The sequence below is a fragment of the Paenibacillus tuaregi genome (assembly GCF_900086655.1).
Taxonomy (GTDB): domain Bacteria; phylum Bacillota; class Bacilli; order Paenibacillales; family Paenibacillaceae; genus Fontibacillus; species Fontibacillus tuaregi.
Genome location: NZ_LT575476.1, coordinates 3,186,665 through 3,203,487, shown reverse-complemented (window position 1 = coordinate 3,203,487; position 16,823 = coordinate 3,186,665). Strand labels below are relative to the sequence as shown.

The 16,823-nt window shown below is 48.5% G+C and carries 12 protein-coding genes and 1 riboswitch; of the genes, 8 read left to right on the top strand and 4 right to left on the bottom strand.

Features of this window, described 5'->3' with window-relative positions; translation table 11 throughout:
- Positions 1 to 72 precede the first annotated feature (72 nt).
- The 3 genes from BN6628_RS14330 to BN6628_RS14320 all read left to right on the top strand — a co-directional run bounded on the left by BN6628_RS14330 (position 73) and on the right by BN6628_RS14320 (position 2,735).
- Complete coding sequence (locus BN6628_RS14330; RefSeq protein WP_068618531.1) at positions 73 to 1,503, top strand: YfcC family protein; 1,431 nt, start codon at positions 73 to 75, stop codon at positions 1,501 to 1,503.
- Positions 1,504 to 1,733: 230 nt separating this feature from the next.
- Positions 1,734 to 2,306 carry a DNA-3-methyladenine glycosylase family protein gene (locus BN6628_RS14325; protein WP_068622310.1) on the top strand — a complete coding sequence of 191 codons (573 nt, stop codon included), beginning with the start codon at positions 1,734 to 1,736 and terminating at the stop codon, positions 2,304 to 2,306.
- 24 nt (positions 2,307 to 2,330) lie between these two features.
- Positions 2,331 to 2,735, top strand: coding sequence for a VOC family protein (locus BN6628_RS14320; RefSeq protein ID WP_068618530.1), 405 nt, complete (start codon positions 2,331 to 2,333; stop codon positions 2,733 to 2,735).
- Positions 2,736 to 2,803: 68 nt separating this feature from the next.
- Here BN6628_RS14320 and BN6628_RS14315 read toward each other — a convergent pair whose 3' ends face one another.
- The 4 genes from BN6628_RS14315 to BN6628_RS14300 are packed head-to-tail and all read right to left on the bottom strand — an operon-like array spanning position 2,804 to position 6,772.
- A complete protein-coding gene (locus tag BN6628_RS14315; protein WP_068618528.1) occupies positions 2,804 to 3,898 on the bottom strand; it encodes a GerAB/ArcD/ProY family transporter in 1,095 nt (364 codons plus the stop codon).
- 40 nt (positions 3,899 to 3,938) lie between these two features.
- On the bottom strand, positions 3,939 to 4,127 hold the full coding sequence (locus tag BN6628_RS14310) for a hypothetical protein (protein ID WP_068618526.1): 189 nt from the start codon (positions 4,125 to 4,127) through the stop codon (positions 3,939 to 3,941).
- Between the two features lie 42 nt (positions 4,128 to 4,169).
- Complete coding sequence (locus tag BN6628_RS14305) at positions 4,170 to 5,321, bottom strand: Ger(x)C family spore germination protein (RefSeq protein WP_068618523.1); 1,152 nt, start codon at positions 5,319 to 5,321, stop codon at positions 4,170 to 4,172.
- Positions 5,318 to 6,772, bottom strand: coding sequence for a spore germination protein (locus tag BN6628_RS14300; RefSeq protein WP_068618521.1), 1,455 nt, complete (start codon positions 6,770 to 6,772; stop codon positions 5,318 to 5,320). The genes BN6628_RS14305 and BN6628_RS14300 overlap by 4 nt, the downstream gene beginning before the upstream one ends.
- A 229-nt stretch (positions 6,773 to 7,001) precedes the next feature.
- Between BN6628_RS14300 and BN6628_RS14295 the strand changes: the two genes are divergently transcribed.
- The 5 genes from BN6628_RS14295 to BN6628_RS14275 all read left to right on the top strand — a co-directional run bounded on the left by BN6628_RS14295 (position 7,002) and on the right by BN6628_RS14275 (position 16,802).
- Positions 7,002 to 10,598: a response regulator gene (locus tag BN6628_RS14295; protein WP_068618520.1), complete on the top strand. Its 3,597-nt coding sequence runs from the start codon at positions 7,002 to 7,004 to the stop codon at positions 10,596 to 10,598.
- Between the two features lie 281 nt (positions 10,599 to 10,879).
- Positions 10,880 to 12,718 (top strand): assimilatory sulfite reductase (NADPH) flavoprotein subunit, encoded by a 1,839-nt coding sequence (locus BN6628_RS14290; RefSeq protein WP_068618518.1) that lies wholly within the window; start codon positions 10,880 to 10,882, stop codon positions 12,716 to 12,718.
- Between the two features lie 41 nt (positions 12,719 to 12,759).
- Entirely contained in the window at positions 12,760 to 14,481 is a 1,722-nt protein-coding gene (gene cysI, locus BN6628_RS14285; protein WP_068618516.1) for an assimilatory sulfite reductase (NADPH) hemoprotein subunit, read from the top strand.
- A gap of 164 nt (positions 14,482 to 14,645) precedes the next feature.
- A riboswitch (cyclic di-GMP riboswitch) is annotated at positions 14,646 to 14,726 on the top strand.
- A 14-nt stretch (positions 14,727 to 14,740) separates the two neighbouring features.
- Positions 14,741 to 15,550 carry a transglutaminase-like domain-containing protein gene (locus tag BN6628_RS14280; protein ID WP_068618514.1) on the top strand — a complete coding sequence of 270 codons (810 nt, stop codon included), beginning with the start codon at positions 14,741 to 14,743 and terminating at the stop codon, positions 15,548 to 15,550.
- 109 nt (positions 15,551 to 15,659) lie between these two features.
- A complete protein-coding gene (locus tag BN6628_RS14275; RefSeq protein WP_068618513.1) occupies positions 15,660 to 16,802 on the top strand; it encodes a response regulator in 1,143 nt (380 codons plus the stop codon).
- Positions 16,803 to 16,823: the final 21 nt, after the last annotated feature.

Below are 16,823 nucleotides of genomic sequence, written 5' to 3'. Positions count from 1 at the left end.
TTGGAAGGAGAACTAGACCATTATAAGTAAGACGTTCTATAACGATATTACTCTGGAACGAGGGATTCTTCAATGGAAGCGACAAATAAGAAGAAAAAATGGGCTTTACCTCATAGCTACACCCTCATCTTCTTTATTATTATTCTCATGGCAGCATTAACGTGGATTATCCCAAGCGGCCAGTTCAAGCGGGAAGAGACAACCGTAAACGGCATTACCAAAACCGTAATTGTTCCCGGCACCTATCATACCGTTCCGAAAAGCGGTGAGGCTGGAGATTTAAAACAGGGAATCCCCCAAATACTCAGCGCTCCGATGCAGGGGGTCATTAATGCTGTCGATGTGGTGTCTTTTGTCCTTATCGTGGGCGGAGCCTTTGGAATTATCCTGAACACCGGAGCAATTGACAGGGCGCTGCTTGCCCTCGCCCGACGATTGAAGAATAGAGGAATTCTTGTCATTCCAATTTCTATGGTGATATTCAGCCTAGGCGGCTCAACCTTTGGGATGAGTGAAGAAATCATACCGTTATACACCATCTTTATATCGCTGATGTTTGCATTAGGCTTCGATTCTCTGACCGCAATTCTCATCTTGTTTTTGGGGACTCAAATTGGATATGTCGGTTCTACCACGAATCCATTCTCTGTGCTAATCGCTCAAGGGGTATCCGGCATTCAGGGCAATCCGCAATTATGGCTGCGTTCGATTGAATGGCTGGTATTCACGGGTGTATCGATCGGGTTTACGATGTGGTATGCACACCGGGTAAAGAAACATCCTGAGAAGTCGATTGTATTTAATAATGACCTTATCAATCGTCCGCTCTTTCTAAAAGAAGATACCGGAGAAGAGGTTCACTTCTCGTTGCGGGACAAGCTGATTATTATCGGCTTCGTGGTCACGTTGGGTCTGATTGTCTGGGGTATTCTTGCCAAGGGCTGGTATATGACTGAAATTGGTGCCTTGTTCCTTGCTCTTGGGTTATTCGCTGGAATTGTATCGCGAATGAGCCAGAAACAAATGGCTGAGAATTTTGTTAAAGGCTGTTCCGAATTTGTATATGCGGCAGTCATTATCGGACTGGCACGCGGAATCCTCGTTATTGCCGAGAATGGAATGATCATTGATTCAATTCTGAATTATTTGTCCGGCTTGCTGAGAGGACTGCCCAGCTATTTATTTACAACCATCATGCTTCTTGTTCATAATCTGATCACCTTTTTTGTCCCGTCTTCTTCGGGAGAAGCAGCATTGACTATGCCTGTACTCGCTCCATTAGGCGATCTTATAGGCATCAATAGAGAAGCAATAGTTACGTCGTATCAATTCGGGAATGGACTGACAAATCTGATTTCGCCAACGGGCGGAGTTCTATTGGCAGGGCTGGCCATTGCACGGATTAATTTTGGACAGTGGCTGAAAGTAATAATGAAACTCTTCCCAGTCCTCTGGATCATCGCTGCCATTTTTGCTGCTCTATCAGCATATGCAGGTATGTAATCCTTTTTGAATCATTACATGGCAGAACCCTTGGTTAAATCGAACCGGGGGTTATTTTTTTGTTATGGAAATCAGGGTGCCGGGTCTTCTAGGAATGAAACAGCAAGATAGGGAAGGCTTGATCCAGAAATATGTGCTATAACTAGGATAACAAAAAAACACGAACCAGTAATAAACATGGAGGGAGAAGCTTGTCACATACGAACATATTTGAATACGGGCAAGAAGAGATGGAATATCTCTCTCAAGCTGATCCCATACTTGGGCAGGCTATTACGCGGCTTGGGAAATTGGAGCGTAAAGTCATGCCGGATATGTTCTCGGCCCTTGTTTATGCCATAATCGGACAGCTCATCTCGGCCAAGGCGGCGGATACGGTATGGGGCCGCATGCAGAGGGAACTTGGGGAGATCACTTCCGGAAATTTGTCTGGGTATACTGCAGAGCAGATCCAGAGCTGCGGTATTACACGGAGAAAAGCTATTAATATTAGACAAATTGCCCGGACTATTGAACAGGGGGAGTTCTCTCTTGACGAGCTTCATTCACTTCCAGATGAGAAGGTAATCGCAAGGCTGACCAGCTTGCCGGGCGTAGGCAGGTGGACAGCTGAAATGCTGCTGCTGCACGCCCTTCAGCGCCCGGATGTTGTCAGCTGGGGAGACATAGCGATAAGGAGGGGGATGAAGAAGCTGTATCAGCTGGACCAACTGGACAAGGCACAGTTTAATCGTTACCGCGAGAAATACGCACCTGTGGGGTCCGTGGCTTCTATTTATTTGTGGGTGATTTCGTTTGAATAATATGATAAAAGAGGGGGATTGCAAATGAGTTCTAAATTGAATGACCCATCAGTTGGCCAAAGCCCGCTGAAGAACAAGATTGGAAGCGTGTTTCTTCCCGTTCGGGATATCGGGCAAGCAAGGGAGTGGTACAGCCGGATACTCGGCTTCAACCCGGCGGACGCTGAGATCATCGCTGGACACCTGTGCCCGCTGCCTATGGAGGGAACAGGTCTGATTCTGGACACCATGCCGATGTGGGGAGGCGCGGAGGAGGGAGGTGCACCGAGCATCAGCACTCCAGCGTTCATGTTTCTCACGGACGATCTTGAAGCGTCCTACAAGTTCATGCAGGAAAATGACGTCACCTTGGTCACAGAAATCATGTATGAGCAATGGTTCGTTATTCAAGATCCGGACGGGAACAAGTTAATGGTTGCGAAAGAGTAACAATGAAAGCCGCTGAGGAGCGGCTTTTATCATTAGAATTCACTAGGTGCTAATGATCATCTTGTATCCTAGGAGGTCTTCTTCTTGCGAAACTGACCGCGAACCAATGCCAGCAGCACATAGTAGATAGGAATCCCGTTAATGACCACCCAGTAAAGGGAGTAGCCAAATTGTGAAACGTCACTCTGGAACAAAGATATATCCCGGTTGTATTGGAAGGCTGACACCACTGAGGTTCCAGCAAGCATGATGATTAATGGCACCTTCTCCTTAAATTTAAGCAGATGTGACAGGCAGGTTGCCCCCACATAGAGCAATAATGCGTCATGTACAATCATGGATGTGCCCCATAAGCCGATAAACACCGGATCGGCGTTGCCCACCAGACCTGTAAAGGAGGTGCCCCTGATGAGCTCGAGGACAGGGTATTTTACCATACTGCCAAAATGTGGGCCTAAATTAAGGAGCACCAGCATCCAAGTTATCAGAACGGTGGAGACCACCAGCACATTTCCCAGTAGTAAGTTACGCAGTGTTGTTTTCTTGAAAACGAGATGGGGGGTAATAAACAGGAAGACAAACCATTCGCCGATCCAGGAAATTACATTGATCACATCTTTAGCAAGAATTTTGGTGTCAAAATGGGTGAGCAGCGCACTCAGCATTTGATAATCCGCATCTCCGGCAAGGATGTACAGGATAAATAGAGTCGCCAGAACAAGAATAATAAAGGAGGCATCCCCGATATATACCAGCGTTGAGAACCCCCATCTTGCTGTAATCATAGTAATCAGCCCGATGAAGAGATTAATGAACCAAGCCGGGGTCTCTCTCATATAGACAGATCCATAAAATAAAGTGAACTGTTCAATATCAAGGGAGACATAATATGTGCTCCAAAGTACGAGCAAGAGAAGCACAATTCGGTGCCCCCATTTGCCTGCGATCTTCTCACCTGCCTCAGTCCAGGATTGACTCCCTGTAAATAGACCTAATTTGTAGGTGCAGAATATAAGCACCATATTGATGGCCCCCCCGATCAATATAGGAATCCATCCTTGATAACCAGACGTAGTAATCAGAGGCGGAATCATAAAGGCAAGTGGGATCGTAAGCATATAAATTGTTGCGAACCGAAACATTTGAAACGAAGTTGTACGCATGTTTCATATCCCCCTCATACTGAGAATTGCCTTATTCCAGTCAGAACCAACCTGTAACAAACAGGAGAATCCGGTTCGGATTAGGCCACCATGGCAAAAAATTGCCTGCTGTGTTCCACACAAGCAGGATGGACAAGACCCACCAGAAGACCCGCTTATCACGTGAGCTTGGGCTCTTGACCCTAATCCACTCATAGATTGCGATACCTGCAAACAATATGGCCAGCATAGGGTCTCATCCTTTCCATAGTATGTCGTCCGCCGGGAACCCTTATGGCTTATTGGTCAAGTATCTAACATTCATTGTAGTCTTGACCTCGATCTCCACCTTATCCTTGTAATAATCCGTCCAATCCTCCCGTATCCGTTCCCATAGACCGGGATACTTCCATTCGAGCAATAAGCCCAGACCCAGTGCATCCGAACCCAATTGCCGGGTCTGATGAAGCGCCCGTTCTAAATCTAGTTTTACTTTTGCATTTAGCTGAGTTGTGATAATGGAGTTCAGTTCTGTTTCGTCTCGCTGTTTAGAATCTTTCTTATAAAGGAGATCCCCAAATCCCGTAAGCGTAATCGTATATCTTGGAGTTCCATCGGATAAAGTTACTTTTTTTGTTGCCTTAAGATCAGTAAACAGCACGCTTGCCCGGCTATCCCCCTTGTCCCAATAGACCGTATAGGCCAGCCTGTCGAGCCTGCCGGTAGCCCAGGCTAGGGCCCGGGCTTCTTCAGCTTCAAGTGTGCCTTTAAACTTGTCGTGTTGATAAAGGGCCGCGCCTCGGATCCCCACCCATTCCTCTGATTTCCCGTTCTCACTTGGTGTGGGTTGAGTACCAACCAACATGTAATTGGTGACGAAGCCAACCTTCGAGCTATTCGCAATTAAACAGTCTCTCACGGTTGTGCTGAACATTACATGCTGCAAATTCATTTTACGGAGCACCTCGGCAGGCATCTGTTCGTACAGAGGGATTAAATCTGCCACTTCCCGTGCCTTTCCGGGGGCTGTTCCAAGGAAACTGCTGATATGAAATGCGGGTTCCATCCTGATCCAGTCGAGCAAGTCTCCGATTCCCTCTTCAGCATAATCCCGTCCCACGATGATTTCACGTGTATGCCCAAAGTTCAAACGACGTGTCAGATCTTTCTGTAAATCCATGAATGCATCCGGAATCGTATCTCCTGTCTTGGAGATTATCGCATAAGGCTTGCCGCCGCCGCTTCCGCCACTTCCAGCCTGCTGACCGGACATCATCCGGTTTGGCAGAGGACTGCTGATTGTAAGTTTTACCGTCCCCGGCTTATCCCCTTTATCAACATAAATGGCAAAGACAAAGATCTGCTCATCGATCTCCACCTTGGACCAGCAGCCGGTAAGAAGAAGGAAAGGCAGGAGGAGGAGCAAGCGTCTTACGGTACTCATGTGGAATTCTGTCTCCTTGGATCACGCGAAGTGTAAGCACTCGATCTTGACTTCATGGTTGGGGAAGGCACACGAACGAATACATCCTTCCAGTCCTTTAGGATGAGCGGTGCAATCGGCTGCATGTAGGGCGTGCCGAACGATTTGAGGCTGACAAGGTGCCCGAATACGACAAAGGTGCCGATGAATACACCTATTAAGCCGGTTGTTCCTCCCAATATAAGCAGCGGGAATCTTAGCAGCCTAAGGGCCAGCCCTAATTCATAGTGGGGAATGATATAGGAGGCGATTCCGGTAATAGAGACGACAATGACCATCGGCGCGGACACAATGCCGGCCTGTACGGCGGCTTGTCCAATTACAATGGCCCCGATAATGGAGATGGTCTGTCCTACAGGCTTGGGAATCCGGGTGCCAGCCTCACGTAATCCTTCAAAGGTAAGCTCCATGATCAGGGCTTCGGTTAATGCAGAGAAGGGGATATTCTCCCGTGCTGCAGCAAATGTAAGCAGCAGATCGGTCGGAATCATCTCCGGCTGAAAGGTAGTGATGGCAACGTAAAGGGATGGAAGCAGCATAGAGATGACGGCGAAGAGCAGCCTGACCATACGGATCCAGGAGGCGGACATAAAGCTCTGGTAATAGTCCTCGGAGGACTGCATAAGCGAGAACAATGTGACCGGAACGAGCAGAGCTGAGGGGGTCCCATCCTGCATAATTCCTACCCGGCCCTCCAGCAATGAGGCTGCAACGGAATCCGGGCGCTCGGTGTACTGGAATTGAGGAAATGGAGTTTGGTTTCCCTTTTTTGTCTGCTCAGAGGTATAACTGATTCCCAGTACTCCGTCGAGATCCATATTGCGCATTTCCTGATCCAGGTCCCTAACGATATCGGGCTCGCACAACCCTTCGATATAGACAATATAAATGACCGTTTTGGTGTATTTACCAGCTTCATAACGGATTGTTTTCAAATCAGGATGTTTGATCTTATGCCTTAACAGGGACAGATTGCTGTTAATGTCCTCAATAAACGCTTCCTGGGGACCGATCACGACGAGTTCATTTTTTGATTCGGAAACGGCTCTCTTCTTGTATTTTACAAGGTTGAACATGAAGATCTTGTCGGATTCACTTAAATACAGGAGAACTTCCCCTCTAACCAAGTGATCAACGGCATCCTCAGCAGACTTGGCTACTGTGGAGGGCATCGGAATTAACATGCCCTTATTTAGCATGCTGACGATGTTGTCTTCGCTGGATTCCGAAGCCGCGGCTTCCTTAATCAGAACATCAGCGATTCTCTGATGCAGGGTCTGCATATTAATGATGGATTCTATGTAAATAAGCACACAGGTGTGGCCATGGATGACAAAGCTCATCTTGTTAACATCTTCAATGGCTGCAAGCAGCTCATTAATTTGTTCAAGCTGGGTTCCTTCTGTGTCCATCGGCTGCACCTCCTGTCATTTTAAGAATTGGATTTAATTAGAATGCCAATCATGAAGCCAACTTATACAGATTCAGGAAGGATTTACATTGCTTTGTGTGAATTACTGTGTTAATTTGCTGATTCTTCTGCCTGCTTGCTTTATAATGATAGGGTTGGGACAAATTGCCTTATTTATATGAAAAATCATCTCATTACATATCAAGATGGGGAGTGGGGAGAAGTGTCTGATGTTTAGAAGCCGGAGATTCAGTATTCGTCTCAAAATCATATTGGGGTATTTCCTTATTGTATTATGCCTTGGTGCATCGATTGTGCTCTTGAACAGCCGGATTACAGCCATGGAACGGGAAATTGATTTCATTACGGATCACGATATGGAGGTCCATAATCTGTCGAATCGGATCGAGAAACATGTGCTGGACATGGAAACGGGGCAGCGCGGCTTTATGATTACCAAGGACGACAGTTACTTGGAGCCGTATAGAAGCGGCAAAACCGAGTGGGTATCTGATTTTAACAAGCTGTATCAGCTAGTTGGGGACAATCCCGCCCAGCAGCGTAACCTTGAGGCAATCAAGGTGAACATCCAGCAGTGGATTAACTTAGCTGGGGACCGAACCATAGATTTAAAAAGGAACAACAATACGGCCGAGATCATCCGCTTCTTCAAAGAAGACCCGGGAAAGACAATTATAGATGAGCTCCGGGGGCAATTGGGACTGTTCAGGGATACAGAGAGCAAGTTAACCAGCCAGCGCGTTGATGATCTGGATCAGAAGAATGCTGATTTTAAAACCGGGTTATACCTGCTGCTTGCTTTTGTCACTGCTGTATCTATTCTTGCGGCACTGCTTATTTCAAGGACAATTGTGAGGTCCATTGAGCAGGTAACCAAGGCGATCGATGAGATTGCCTTATCGGAGAATAGGATAAGCCAGCAGCGGATAGAGATTCGGACTCGTGATGAAATTCGTGATCTTGGTGAGGCGACCAATCGGCTGCTGGATAAGCATGAGCAGGAAAATTGGCTCCAAACCGGGATTGCTGAGCTGGCTACATCGTCTCAGGGATTCTCTCTTATCTCCGAGCTTGCTCAGGCGTTTGTAGCAAAAGCAGCTTTGCTGTTACATGCTTCTTATGGTGTGTTCTACCGCCGGATGGGGGACACTCTGCATAAAGAAGCCGCTTTTGCCGGGCAGGCTGGAGGCTCGCCTGCGGATTCCTTCAAGATGGGTGAAGGGCTGGTTGGGCAGAGTGCACTTGAGCAGCGCAGCTTTCTGCTGGGTACCGTCCCCGATCATCATGTGAGGATTACAACAGGATTGGGAGAATCCCTGCCCAGCAGCATCCTGATTGTGCCCGTAGTATTTGAAGGCAAGGTCGAAGGGGTTATCGAGCTTGCCTCAGTAGATACATTCACTTTACTTGAACAGGAACTGCTTGAAGAAGCATGCAGAACCCTGGGTACGGCACTGAACAGCGTGGCAGCACAAATGGAGGTGAAGCGGCTCCTTGAAGAATCTCAGGCGATGTCCGAGGAACTCCAAGCCCAGACGGAGGAGCTGCAGCAGCAGACAGAGGAATTGCAGGCCCAGTCCGAAGAACTGTTCTCCCAGCAGGACGAACTTGAACAGATTAATCAGGAATTGGAAGCCCGGTCAGTTGAGCTGGAGAACCAAATGCGTCAGACTGAAACGATTAAAGAGCAGGTAGAAGAGCAGAACAGAAAGCTGGAGCAGCAGACGGTAGAATTAAAGACCGCTTCCCGGTATAAGTCAGAGTTCCTTGCCAATATGTCACATGAGCTCCGTACCCCACTTAACAGCCTTCTTATCCTGTCACAACTGCTTGCGGACAATAAGGAAGGCAATCTTCAGCAGAAGCAGGTGGATTATGCGAGAACGATCCATACTTCGGGAAGTGATCTTCTGAGGCTAATCGATGAGATTCTGGATTTGTCCAAGGTAGAAGCAGGTCAAATGAAAGTGGAGAAGGAGACGCTGTGTCTGGAAGAGTTGAAAGAGGCACTGCAGCGTAATTTCGAGCCGGTGGCCTCGAAGAAGGGAATTGGATTTACGATAGAAGCGGAAGATGGGGTGCCTGAGACGGTATATACCGATGGGCATCGGCTCCAGCAAATCTTAAAGAATCTGTTGTCAAATGCTATTAAATTTACAGACAAGGGCAGAGTATCTCTGAAAATAACTACGATACCTCGTTCAGACGAGGTATCCCCGCAAGAACACGAGAGTTATCTTGCTTTTGCTGTAACAGATACAGGCATTGGTATTGCCAAGGATAAAATGGACCTGGTCTTCGAGGCGTTCCAACAGGCCGATGGCACGACCAGCAGAAAGTATGGCGGCACTGGACTTGGCCTGACAATCAGCCGTGAGCTTGCCGGCTTAATCGGAGGCCATATTGAAATTGAGAGTGAAGAGGGCCGCGGCAGCACATTCACTCTTTATATTCCGAATATTGAATCCGGCCCATTCCTAGCAAACTGGGATGAACCCATTCAAAGTGACGGTGTGAATCCAGTGCATACCCCATTGAGGAATGAGGTGCTCATCCCGGATGTTGAGCTTACGAATCCGAGTCTGCTCGTCTCTTCAGAGATCGAGGATGACCGGGAGCAGATCAAGCCGGGGGATAAGGTGCTGCTGATCATTGAGGATGACATCCATTTTGCCAAGATCATGCTCGATATTGCCCGTTCGCGGGGCTTCAAGGTGTTAGTTGCGCTTCAGGGAGATAAGGGCTTAGCCTTGGTACATGCATTTAAGCCGGACGCGATCATGCTGGATATCCAGCTGCCGGTCATCGACGGCTGGTCGATCCTGGAACGTCTGAAGCAGAATCCTGAGACACGCCACATTCCAGTCCATGTTATATCTGTGGTTGATGAGCAGCAGCAGGGGCTTACCATGGGGGCGATGGCCTACCTGAAGAAGCCGGTGAATAAAGAGAATATTGAGAATGCCCTGTCCCGGATTGAATCTTTCATGAACCGTGAGATGAAGCGGCTGCTGATTGTGGAGGACGACCTTGTGCTTAGGGACAGCATGGTTGAATTGATTGGTCACGATGATGTACTCATCACGGCGGTATCAACTGGGGAAGAGGCTTTAAGAACCTTGCAGGTTGAGCATTATGACTGTATGGTGATGGACCTTGGCTTATCCGATATCTCCGGATTTGAGCTGCTAGACCGGATTCGGCACACAGAGCGGCTTCACGAGCTTCCGATTATCATTTATACCGGGCAAGAGCTGGACATGCGGGAAGAGATGGAGCTGAAGAAGTACGCGGAGAGCATCATTGTCAAGAATGTAAGGTCACAGGAAAGGCTGTTTGACGAGACCGCACTTTTCCTTCATCGGGTGGAGGCGAATCTTCCGGAAGACCGCCGTGAAATACTGAATAAGCTGCATAACAGTGAAGACGCATTTGACGGCAAGCGAATTCTGCTGGTTGAGGACGATATCCGGAACGTTTTTGCGCTGTCCAATGTCCTGGAATCGCACAACCTGGAGGTTGTTTTTGCCGAGAACGGCCGTGAGGCGCTGGAGCTGCTTGAGAAAGATTCCAACTTTAACCTGATTCTGATGGACATTATGATGCCTGAAATGGACGGGTATGAAACGATGAGAGCGATTCGGGCGATGCCGCAATTCCAGCATCTCCCGATCATTGCCCTAACCGCCAAAGCGATGAAAGAAGACCGTCAGCTATGCATAGATGCAGGAGCATCGGACTACATCAGCAAGCCGATTGATACCGTAAGGCTGATCTCCATGCTGAAAGTCTGGCTGTACGGATAAGAAGAAGTTAGCAGGCTTAGAAGTGGATTACCTGAGTTATATGGAATAAAGATCGGGAATAGAGTCTTAAGTGATGCAGATTTGTTGATCGGGCCGCGTATACACGCGGCTCTTTTTCTGTGCTAAAGCGCATTTATCAGATTAACTAATGGAACCTATAAGATCATTCAAATTGACCCGTCCTCGTTGATGTGATACCGTTCAACTTAGTAGATTTTTAATTAAGTCGATCTAAATTCTAGGAATTAAAAAATCATGCAAGCTACGTGAGGTGGATATTGTTGGAACTCCAAGTTACAAACAGTCCTTTCAGCCAGGAACAGGCAGAGCTTCTTAACCGCCTGATCCCTACATTAACAGAACATCAGCGCATCTGGCTGACAGGGTACATTGCGGGACTTCAAGGGCCTGCACAGGTGCAGTTGTCCGTGCCGGCCGGTATTCCTGTACATTCTGATTCTACCACCCCTGTTCAGGCGTCAGCAGCTTCCAAAGAGGTTACCGTTCTGTTCGGCTCTCAGACCGGGAACAGCGACGGACTGGCGAAGAAGCTGTCCAAGAAGCTTGAAGGCCTTGGGTTTGAGGTAACCGTCTCTTCTATGGGAAGCTTCAAGACCGCCAATTTGAAGAAGATTGAGAATTTGCTCATTGTGGTCAGCACCCAGGGCGAGGGAGAGCCGCCGGATAATGCGATTCCTTTCTACGAGTTCCTTCATAGTAAGAGAGCGCCAAAACTTGAGAGTCTGCGATATTCGGTTCTTGGGCTTGGAGATACTTCCTATGAATTCTTCTGCCAGACGGGGAAGGACTTCGACAAGCGCTTGGAAGAACTAGGCGGGAAACGCTTGGCTGACCGGGTGGACTGCGATGTGGATTTCGAGGAGTCGGCGCAGGCCTGGATGAGTCAGGTTGCTGAAGCGCTGGGACAAGGGGCAGCTGGTCAGACCACAGCGGTTAGTGCAAGTTCGGAAGGGGTAACTGTGCAGGAATCGGAGTATTCAAGAAGCCATCCTTTCCATGCGGAAGTTCTTGAGAACTTGAACCTGAACGGCCGCGGATCGGACCGCGAGACCCGACATATTGAAATTTCTCTTGAGGGATCGAATCTTCAGTATGAGCCTGGCGACAGCTTGGGCATCTATCCGGAGAACCATCCGCAGCTGGTGGCAGAGCTGATCACAGCGATGGGCTGGAACCCGGATGAGCTTGTGCCGGTGAACAAGAACGGGGAGCAGAAGCCGCTGCAGGAGGCGCTTCTTCGTCATTATGAGATCACGGTATTAACGAAACCTCTGCTGACTCAAGTGGCCGAGCTTACTTCTAATTCGGGTCTAACGAAGCTGCTTGCAGAAGGACACGAACAGGAGCTCCGAAGCTATCTTGCCGGGCGCGATCTGCTGGACCTGGTGACGGATTACTCGCTGCAGGGAGCTCCGGCACGTGAATTTGTGGCTCTTCTCCGCAAAATTCCGGCAAGGCTGTACTCCATTGCCAGCAGTTTAAAAGCGAACCCGGATGAGGTGCACGTAACGGTACGTACCGTTAGGTATGAGAACCACGGTAGAAATAGATACGGGGTCTGCTCAGTTCAGCTGGCAGAACGAATCCAGCCGGGAGACAGCCTGCCGGTATTTATCCAGCATAACCCGAACTTCAAGCTGCCGGACAATCCGGATACCCCAGTGATTATGATTGGACCTGGAACAGGAGTTGCTCCTTTCCGCGCATTCCTCGGGGAACGTGAAGAGACAGGGGCATCAGGGAAGACCTGGCTGTTCTACGGTGACCAGCATTTCTCTACAGACTTCCTGTACCAAGTGGAGTGGCAGCGCTGGCTCAAGGATGGCGTGCTTACCCGTATGGATGTTGCCTTCTCAAGAGATACCGGCAAGAAAGTCTATGTTCAGCACCGGATGCTGGAGAAGAGCAAGGAATTGTACCAGTGGCTTCAAGAAGGCGCTGCGGTATATGTGTGCGGAGATGAGAAGAAGATGGCCCATGATGTGCATGCGGCACTTGCAACTATTCTTGAGCAAGAGGGCGGGCTGAGCCCTGAAGAAGCCGCTGTTTATTTGACAGACCTGCAGCAGCAGAAACGTTATCAGCGGGATGTCTATTAATTCTGGGGACATGCCAAAGATCACGAGAGGAGATATAAACAATGTCTGAAAATAACCTGTTGTCCAAGAACAGCGCTCCGCACAGTGATGTGGAGGACATTAAACGCAGAAGTAATTACTTGCGCGGCAGCCTGGTAGAGACTCTCCTAGACCCGATTACCGGGTCCATTCCCGAGGATGACAACCGGCTGATGAAGCATCATGGCAGCTACATGCAGGATGACCGTGACCTGCGGAACGAACGGGCCAAGCAGAAGCTGGAGCCGGCCTATCAGTTCATGCTTCGGGTACGAGCCGCCGGTGGAGTCGTAACTCCGGAGCAATGGCTGATGATGGACCGTGTGGCACACAAGTATGCAAACGGAACGATCCGGCTGACGACTCGGCAGTCGTTCCAGCTCCATGGCGTACTCAAGTGGAACTTGAAGAATACGATCCGCGAAGTGAATGACTCCATGCTGAGCACACTTGCAGCCTGCGGTGACGTGAACCGGAATGTGATGTGCAACCCGAATCCTTACCAGTCCGAAATTCATTCGGAGGTATACGAATGGGCCAGCAAGGTAAGCGCTCATCTCGACCCCCGCAGCCGGGCCTACCATGAAATTTGGCTGGATGGGGAGAAGATTGTGGACAGCCGTGAGGGCGTGGAGCAGGAGCCGATCTACGGACCGGTCTATCTCCCGCGTAAATTCAAGATCGGCATAGCTGTTCCTCCATCGAACGATGTGGATGTGTTCTCTCAGGATCTTGGCCTCATTGCCATTATCGAGAACGGCCGTCTGCAAGGCTTCAACGTTTCCGTTGGCGGGGGCATGGGAATGACTCACGGTGATCCGAAAACCTACCCTCAGGTGTCCAAAGTCATCGGATTCTGTACACCGGAGCAGCTGATCGAGGTGGCGGAGAAGACGGTCACGATTCAAAGAGATTATGGCGACCGGTCTGTGCGGAAGCATGCCCGCTTCAAGTATACGATTGATGACCGCGGCCTTGATTGGTTCGTGAACGAGCTGACCCTGCGCCTGGGGTGGAAGCTTGAGGAGGCACGTCCTTTCCAATTTGACCATAATGGAGACCGTTATGGCTGGGTTAAGGGCAGCAACGGGAAATGGCATTTTACCCTCTTCATCCAGAATGGCCGTGTGAAGGACGAGGAAGGTTATCTTCTTATGACAGGCCTCAGAGAGATTGCCAAGGTGCATACCGGGGATTTTCGCCTGACACCAAATCAGAATTTGATCATCGCAAATGTAAGCACCCAGAAGAAGAAAAAGATTGAATCCATGATTCAGCAGTTCAATCTTACAGACGGCAAGCATTATTCTGCCCTGCGCCGGAATTCGATGGCGTGTGTGGCGCTTCCGACTTGCGGGCTTGCCATGGCCGAATCCGAGCGTTATCTTCCTTCACTGATGGATAAGATTGAGCCTATGCTGTCCCAGCATGGCCTTCAAGACGAGGAGATCGTTATCCGCATGACAGGTTGTCCCAATGGCTGCGCACGGCCTGCCCTCGCGGAACTCGCGTTTATCGGCAAAGCTCCGGGACGTTACAATATGTATTTAGGCGGAGGGTTTTCAGGCAACCGTCTGAACAAGCTGTTTAAGGAGAATATTAACGAAGCTGAAATTCTGGAATCTCTGGAGCCAATCCTTGCACAGTATGCGAAGGACCGGCATCCTGGTGAGCATTTTGGGGATTACGTGATCCGCGTTGGCATCGTGCCCGAAGTGACCGACGGACAGAATTTTCATGCGTAAGCAGTAACTGAATCTAAGAATAAATATCTCTTCCGGTTTGCGTGGATGCGGCCGGAGGAGATATTTTTTTTAATAAAATTCGACAAAAGTCTTGTTTTGCATTAAAGATATGGTACGATAATTTCATCCAGACAAGCTCAGCTGTCTGTTGCAAATAGAACTTTACACGATAATGGCAAACCTGTCGAAAGGCAGGGACGCAAAGCTATAGGGCCTTCTAACAAGATGGCAGCCTAGCCACCGAAGGGAGTTTTATAAGATGAAGCGTAGTGTTGTTTTTTTGTTGTCTTTTTTTCTGTTGTTGTGTGCGGTTATGAATGGTGGGACTGCAGTTAGGGCCGAGAGCGGGACCTGGCTGAATGATACCCAAGTGGACAAAGGTGTTATTGGGATCAAATACACTGTGAAGTCTGGTGTCAAGACGAAAGTGCTAATTGCCAAAGGCAATGAGAAATATACATACAGTCTACTGCCAGGTATCACTGAGGAGAATTTTCCACTTCAGCTGGGAGACGGAGAATATGCAATCAGTGTTCTTGAACAAAAGAGCAACGGCAAATATCAGGTTATTTATGAAGCTTCCGTTAACGTGGAGCTTGAGGAGCCAACCGCGGTATACCTTAATTCCATTCAGAATGTGAAATGGGCACAGGCGGGCGCCGCAGTTGCCAAGGCCAAGGCTTTAACGAAAAACTTAACAACGGATGAGCAGAAGGTCAAAGCGATTTATAACTTTGTGGTGAATAATATCAAATACGATAAGAAGTTGGCCTTGAATATTCCGGCTGATTACATACCGCAAATTGACCGCACGTTAACAGTGGGCAAGGATACCTGCTACGGTTATTCCGCTTTGTTCGCTGCTATGCTGCGAAGTGTGAATATTCCGACGAAGCTTGACATGGGCAAGACAGCTTATGTAACTACATACCATGCCTGGAATGAAGTGTATATGAATAACAAGTGGGTCGTTATCGATACTACAGTTGATGCAGGCTGGAAGGGAACCACAACAAAATATCAGATGATCAAAGACGCAGCCAAATATACTGCGGATAGACAATATTAATAGTACAAGAAGCCCTGGGTGCATACTCTGGGCTTCTTTGCAGAAACAGATTATGTTATTCTAGGCTCGTTGGGAGAAGTACTGATTATGATGTCTAAGGAGTAAGAATATGAAAGTGATCCTGGTGGATGATGAGCAGTTGGCCTTAGATTACCTGGAACGGCAGCTGAAGAAGCTGATTCAAGTTGAGGTTGTGGGAGCTTATACCGACCCTTATACGGCCAAGGAAGAGATTCTAAAGAGGGATGTACAAGTTATTTTTCTGGACATCAGCCTTCCGGAAATCAGCGGATTGGAACTGGCTGAGCAGCTGCTGGAGAGCAAGCCAGATATACATATTGTGTTCGTTACAGCATATAACGAATATGCAGTTAAAGCTTTTGAAATCAATGCGCTTGATTATATTGTTAAACCCGTTCGTGCCGAGCGTTTATCCAAGACCTTGGCCAGAATCGACGGGCTTTTGAAATTGAAGCCGGATGTGACCAGTCACTCCGATTCCGATACACCGCTAAAATTAAACCTTCTTCGGCAGGTATCTATTGAAGTGCAGCCGGGTCAACCTGCATTGCTTCATTGGCGGACCACCAAAGCCCAGGAGCTGTTTCTATATTTAATTCAGCACCGGGGTCAGCTGGTTCGGAAATCAACTCTGATTGATCTGCTGTGGCCGGAGTACGATCCGGACAAGGTATATGCCCAGCTGTATACAGCTGTTTACCATATCCGCAAAACGCTGGAGCCTTACGGCACCTGCTTTCAAATCTCCAATACAACCGAGGGTTACCTGCTCACACTAAGTCAGGTTATGATTGATGTGGAAGAATGGGAGAACAGGCTGCAGGAGAGCACTCCACTTAGCGCGGATACAATTGATGATCATATTGAAATCTTAAAGCTGTATACAGGGGATTACTTGCAGCAGTATGATTACTGGTGGGCGGAAAGTGAGCGACAGAGATACAAAGCTTTATGGCTCTCGGCTTCTTATGCTCTGGCTGAATGGTACAGTTCGCAAGGGGACACGGGCAAGGCCGTGGCGCTTTACACAGAGATTTGCGGGCTGCACCCTCAAGAGGAGAAGGCTCATTTTGCGCTGATGCGGCTGTATGCGGAAATGGAGAATGCCATGATGGTACGCAGACAGTATGAAACTTTAGAGACGATATTAGCTGAAGAATTGAATGAACAACCGGGGCAGTCCATTCAGAACTGGTACCGGGAATGGGAAGCGGGTCTTTTACGGTCATAATAGCGTTTTACATATACAGTT

What these genes read in the sequence shown, in the direction of transcription:
- BN6628_RS14320 (WP_068618530.1), top strand. Translation starts at nt 2,331, where the DNA reads ATGAGTTCTAAATTGAATGACCCATCAGTTGGCCAAAGCCCGCTGAAG.
- BN6628_RS14315 (WP_068618528.1), bottom strand. Translation starts at nt 3,898, where the DNA reads ATGCGTACAACTTCGTTTCAAATGTTTCGGTTCGCAACAATTTATATG.
- BN6628_RS14300 (WP_068618521.1), bottom strand. Translation starts at nt 6,772, where the DNA reads ATGGACACAGAAGGAACCCAGCTTGAACAAATTAATGAGCTGCTTGCA.
- BN6628_RS14280 (WP_068618514.1), top strand. Translation starts at nt 14,741, where the DNA reads ATGAAGCGTAGTGTTGTTTTTTTGTTGTCTTTTTTTCTGTTGTTGTGT.
- BN6628_RS14305 (WP_068618523.1), bottom strand. Translation starts at nt 5,321, where the DNA reads ATGAGTACCGTAAGACGCTTGCTCCTCCTCCTGCCTTTCCTTCTTCTT.
- BN6628_RS14310 (WP_068618526.1), bottom strand. Translation starts at nt 4,127, where the DNA reads ATGCTGGCCATATTGTTTGCAGGTATCGCAATCTATGAGTGGATTAGG.
- BN6628_RS14330 (WP_068618531.1), top strand. Translation starts at nt 73, where the DNA reads ATGGAAGCGACAAATAAGAAGAAAAAATGGGCTTTACCTCATAGCTAC.
- cysI (WP_068618516.1), top strand. Translation starts at nt 12,760, where the DNA reads ATGTCTGAAAATAACCTGTTGTCCAAGAACAGCGCTCCGCACAGTGAT.
- BN6628_RS14325 (WP_068622310.1), top strand. Translation starts at nt 1,734, where the DNA reads ATGGAATATCTCTCTCAAGCTGATCCCATACTTGGGCAGGCTATTACG.
- BN6628_RS14295 (WP_068618520.1), top strand. Translation starts at nt 7,002, where the DNA reads ATGTTTAGAAGCCGGAGATTCAGTATTCGTCTCAAAATCATATTGGGG.
- BN6628_RS14275 (WP_068618513.1), top strand. Translation starts at nt 15,660, where the DNA reads ATGAAAGTGATCCTGGTGGATGATGAGCAGTTGGCCTTAGATTACCTG.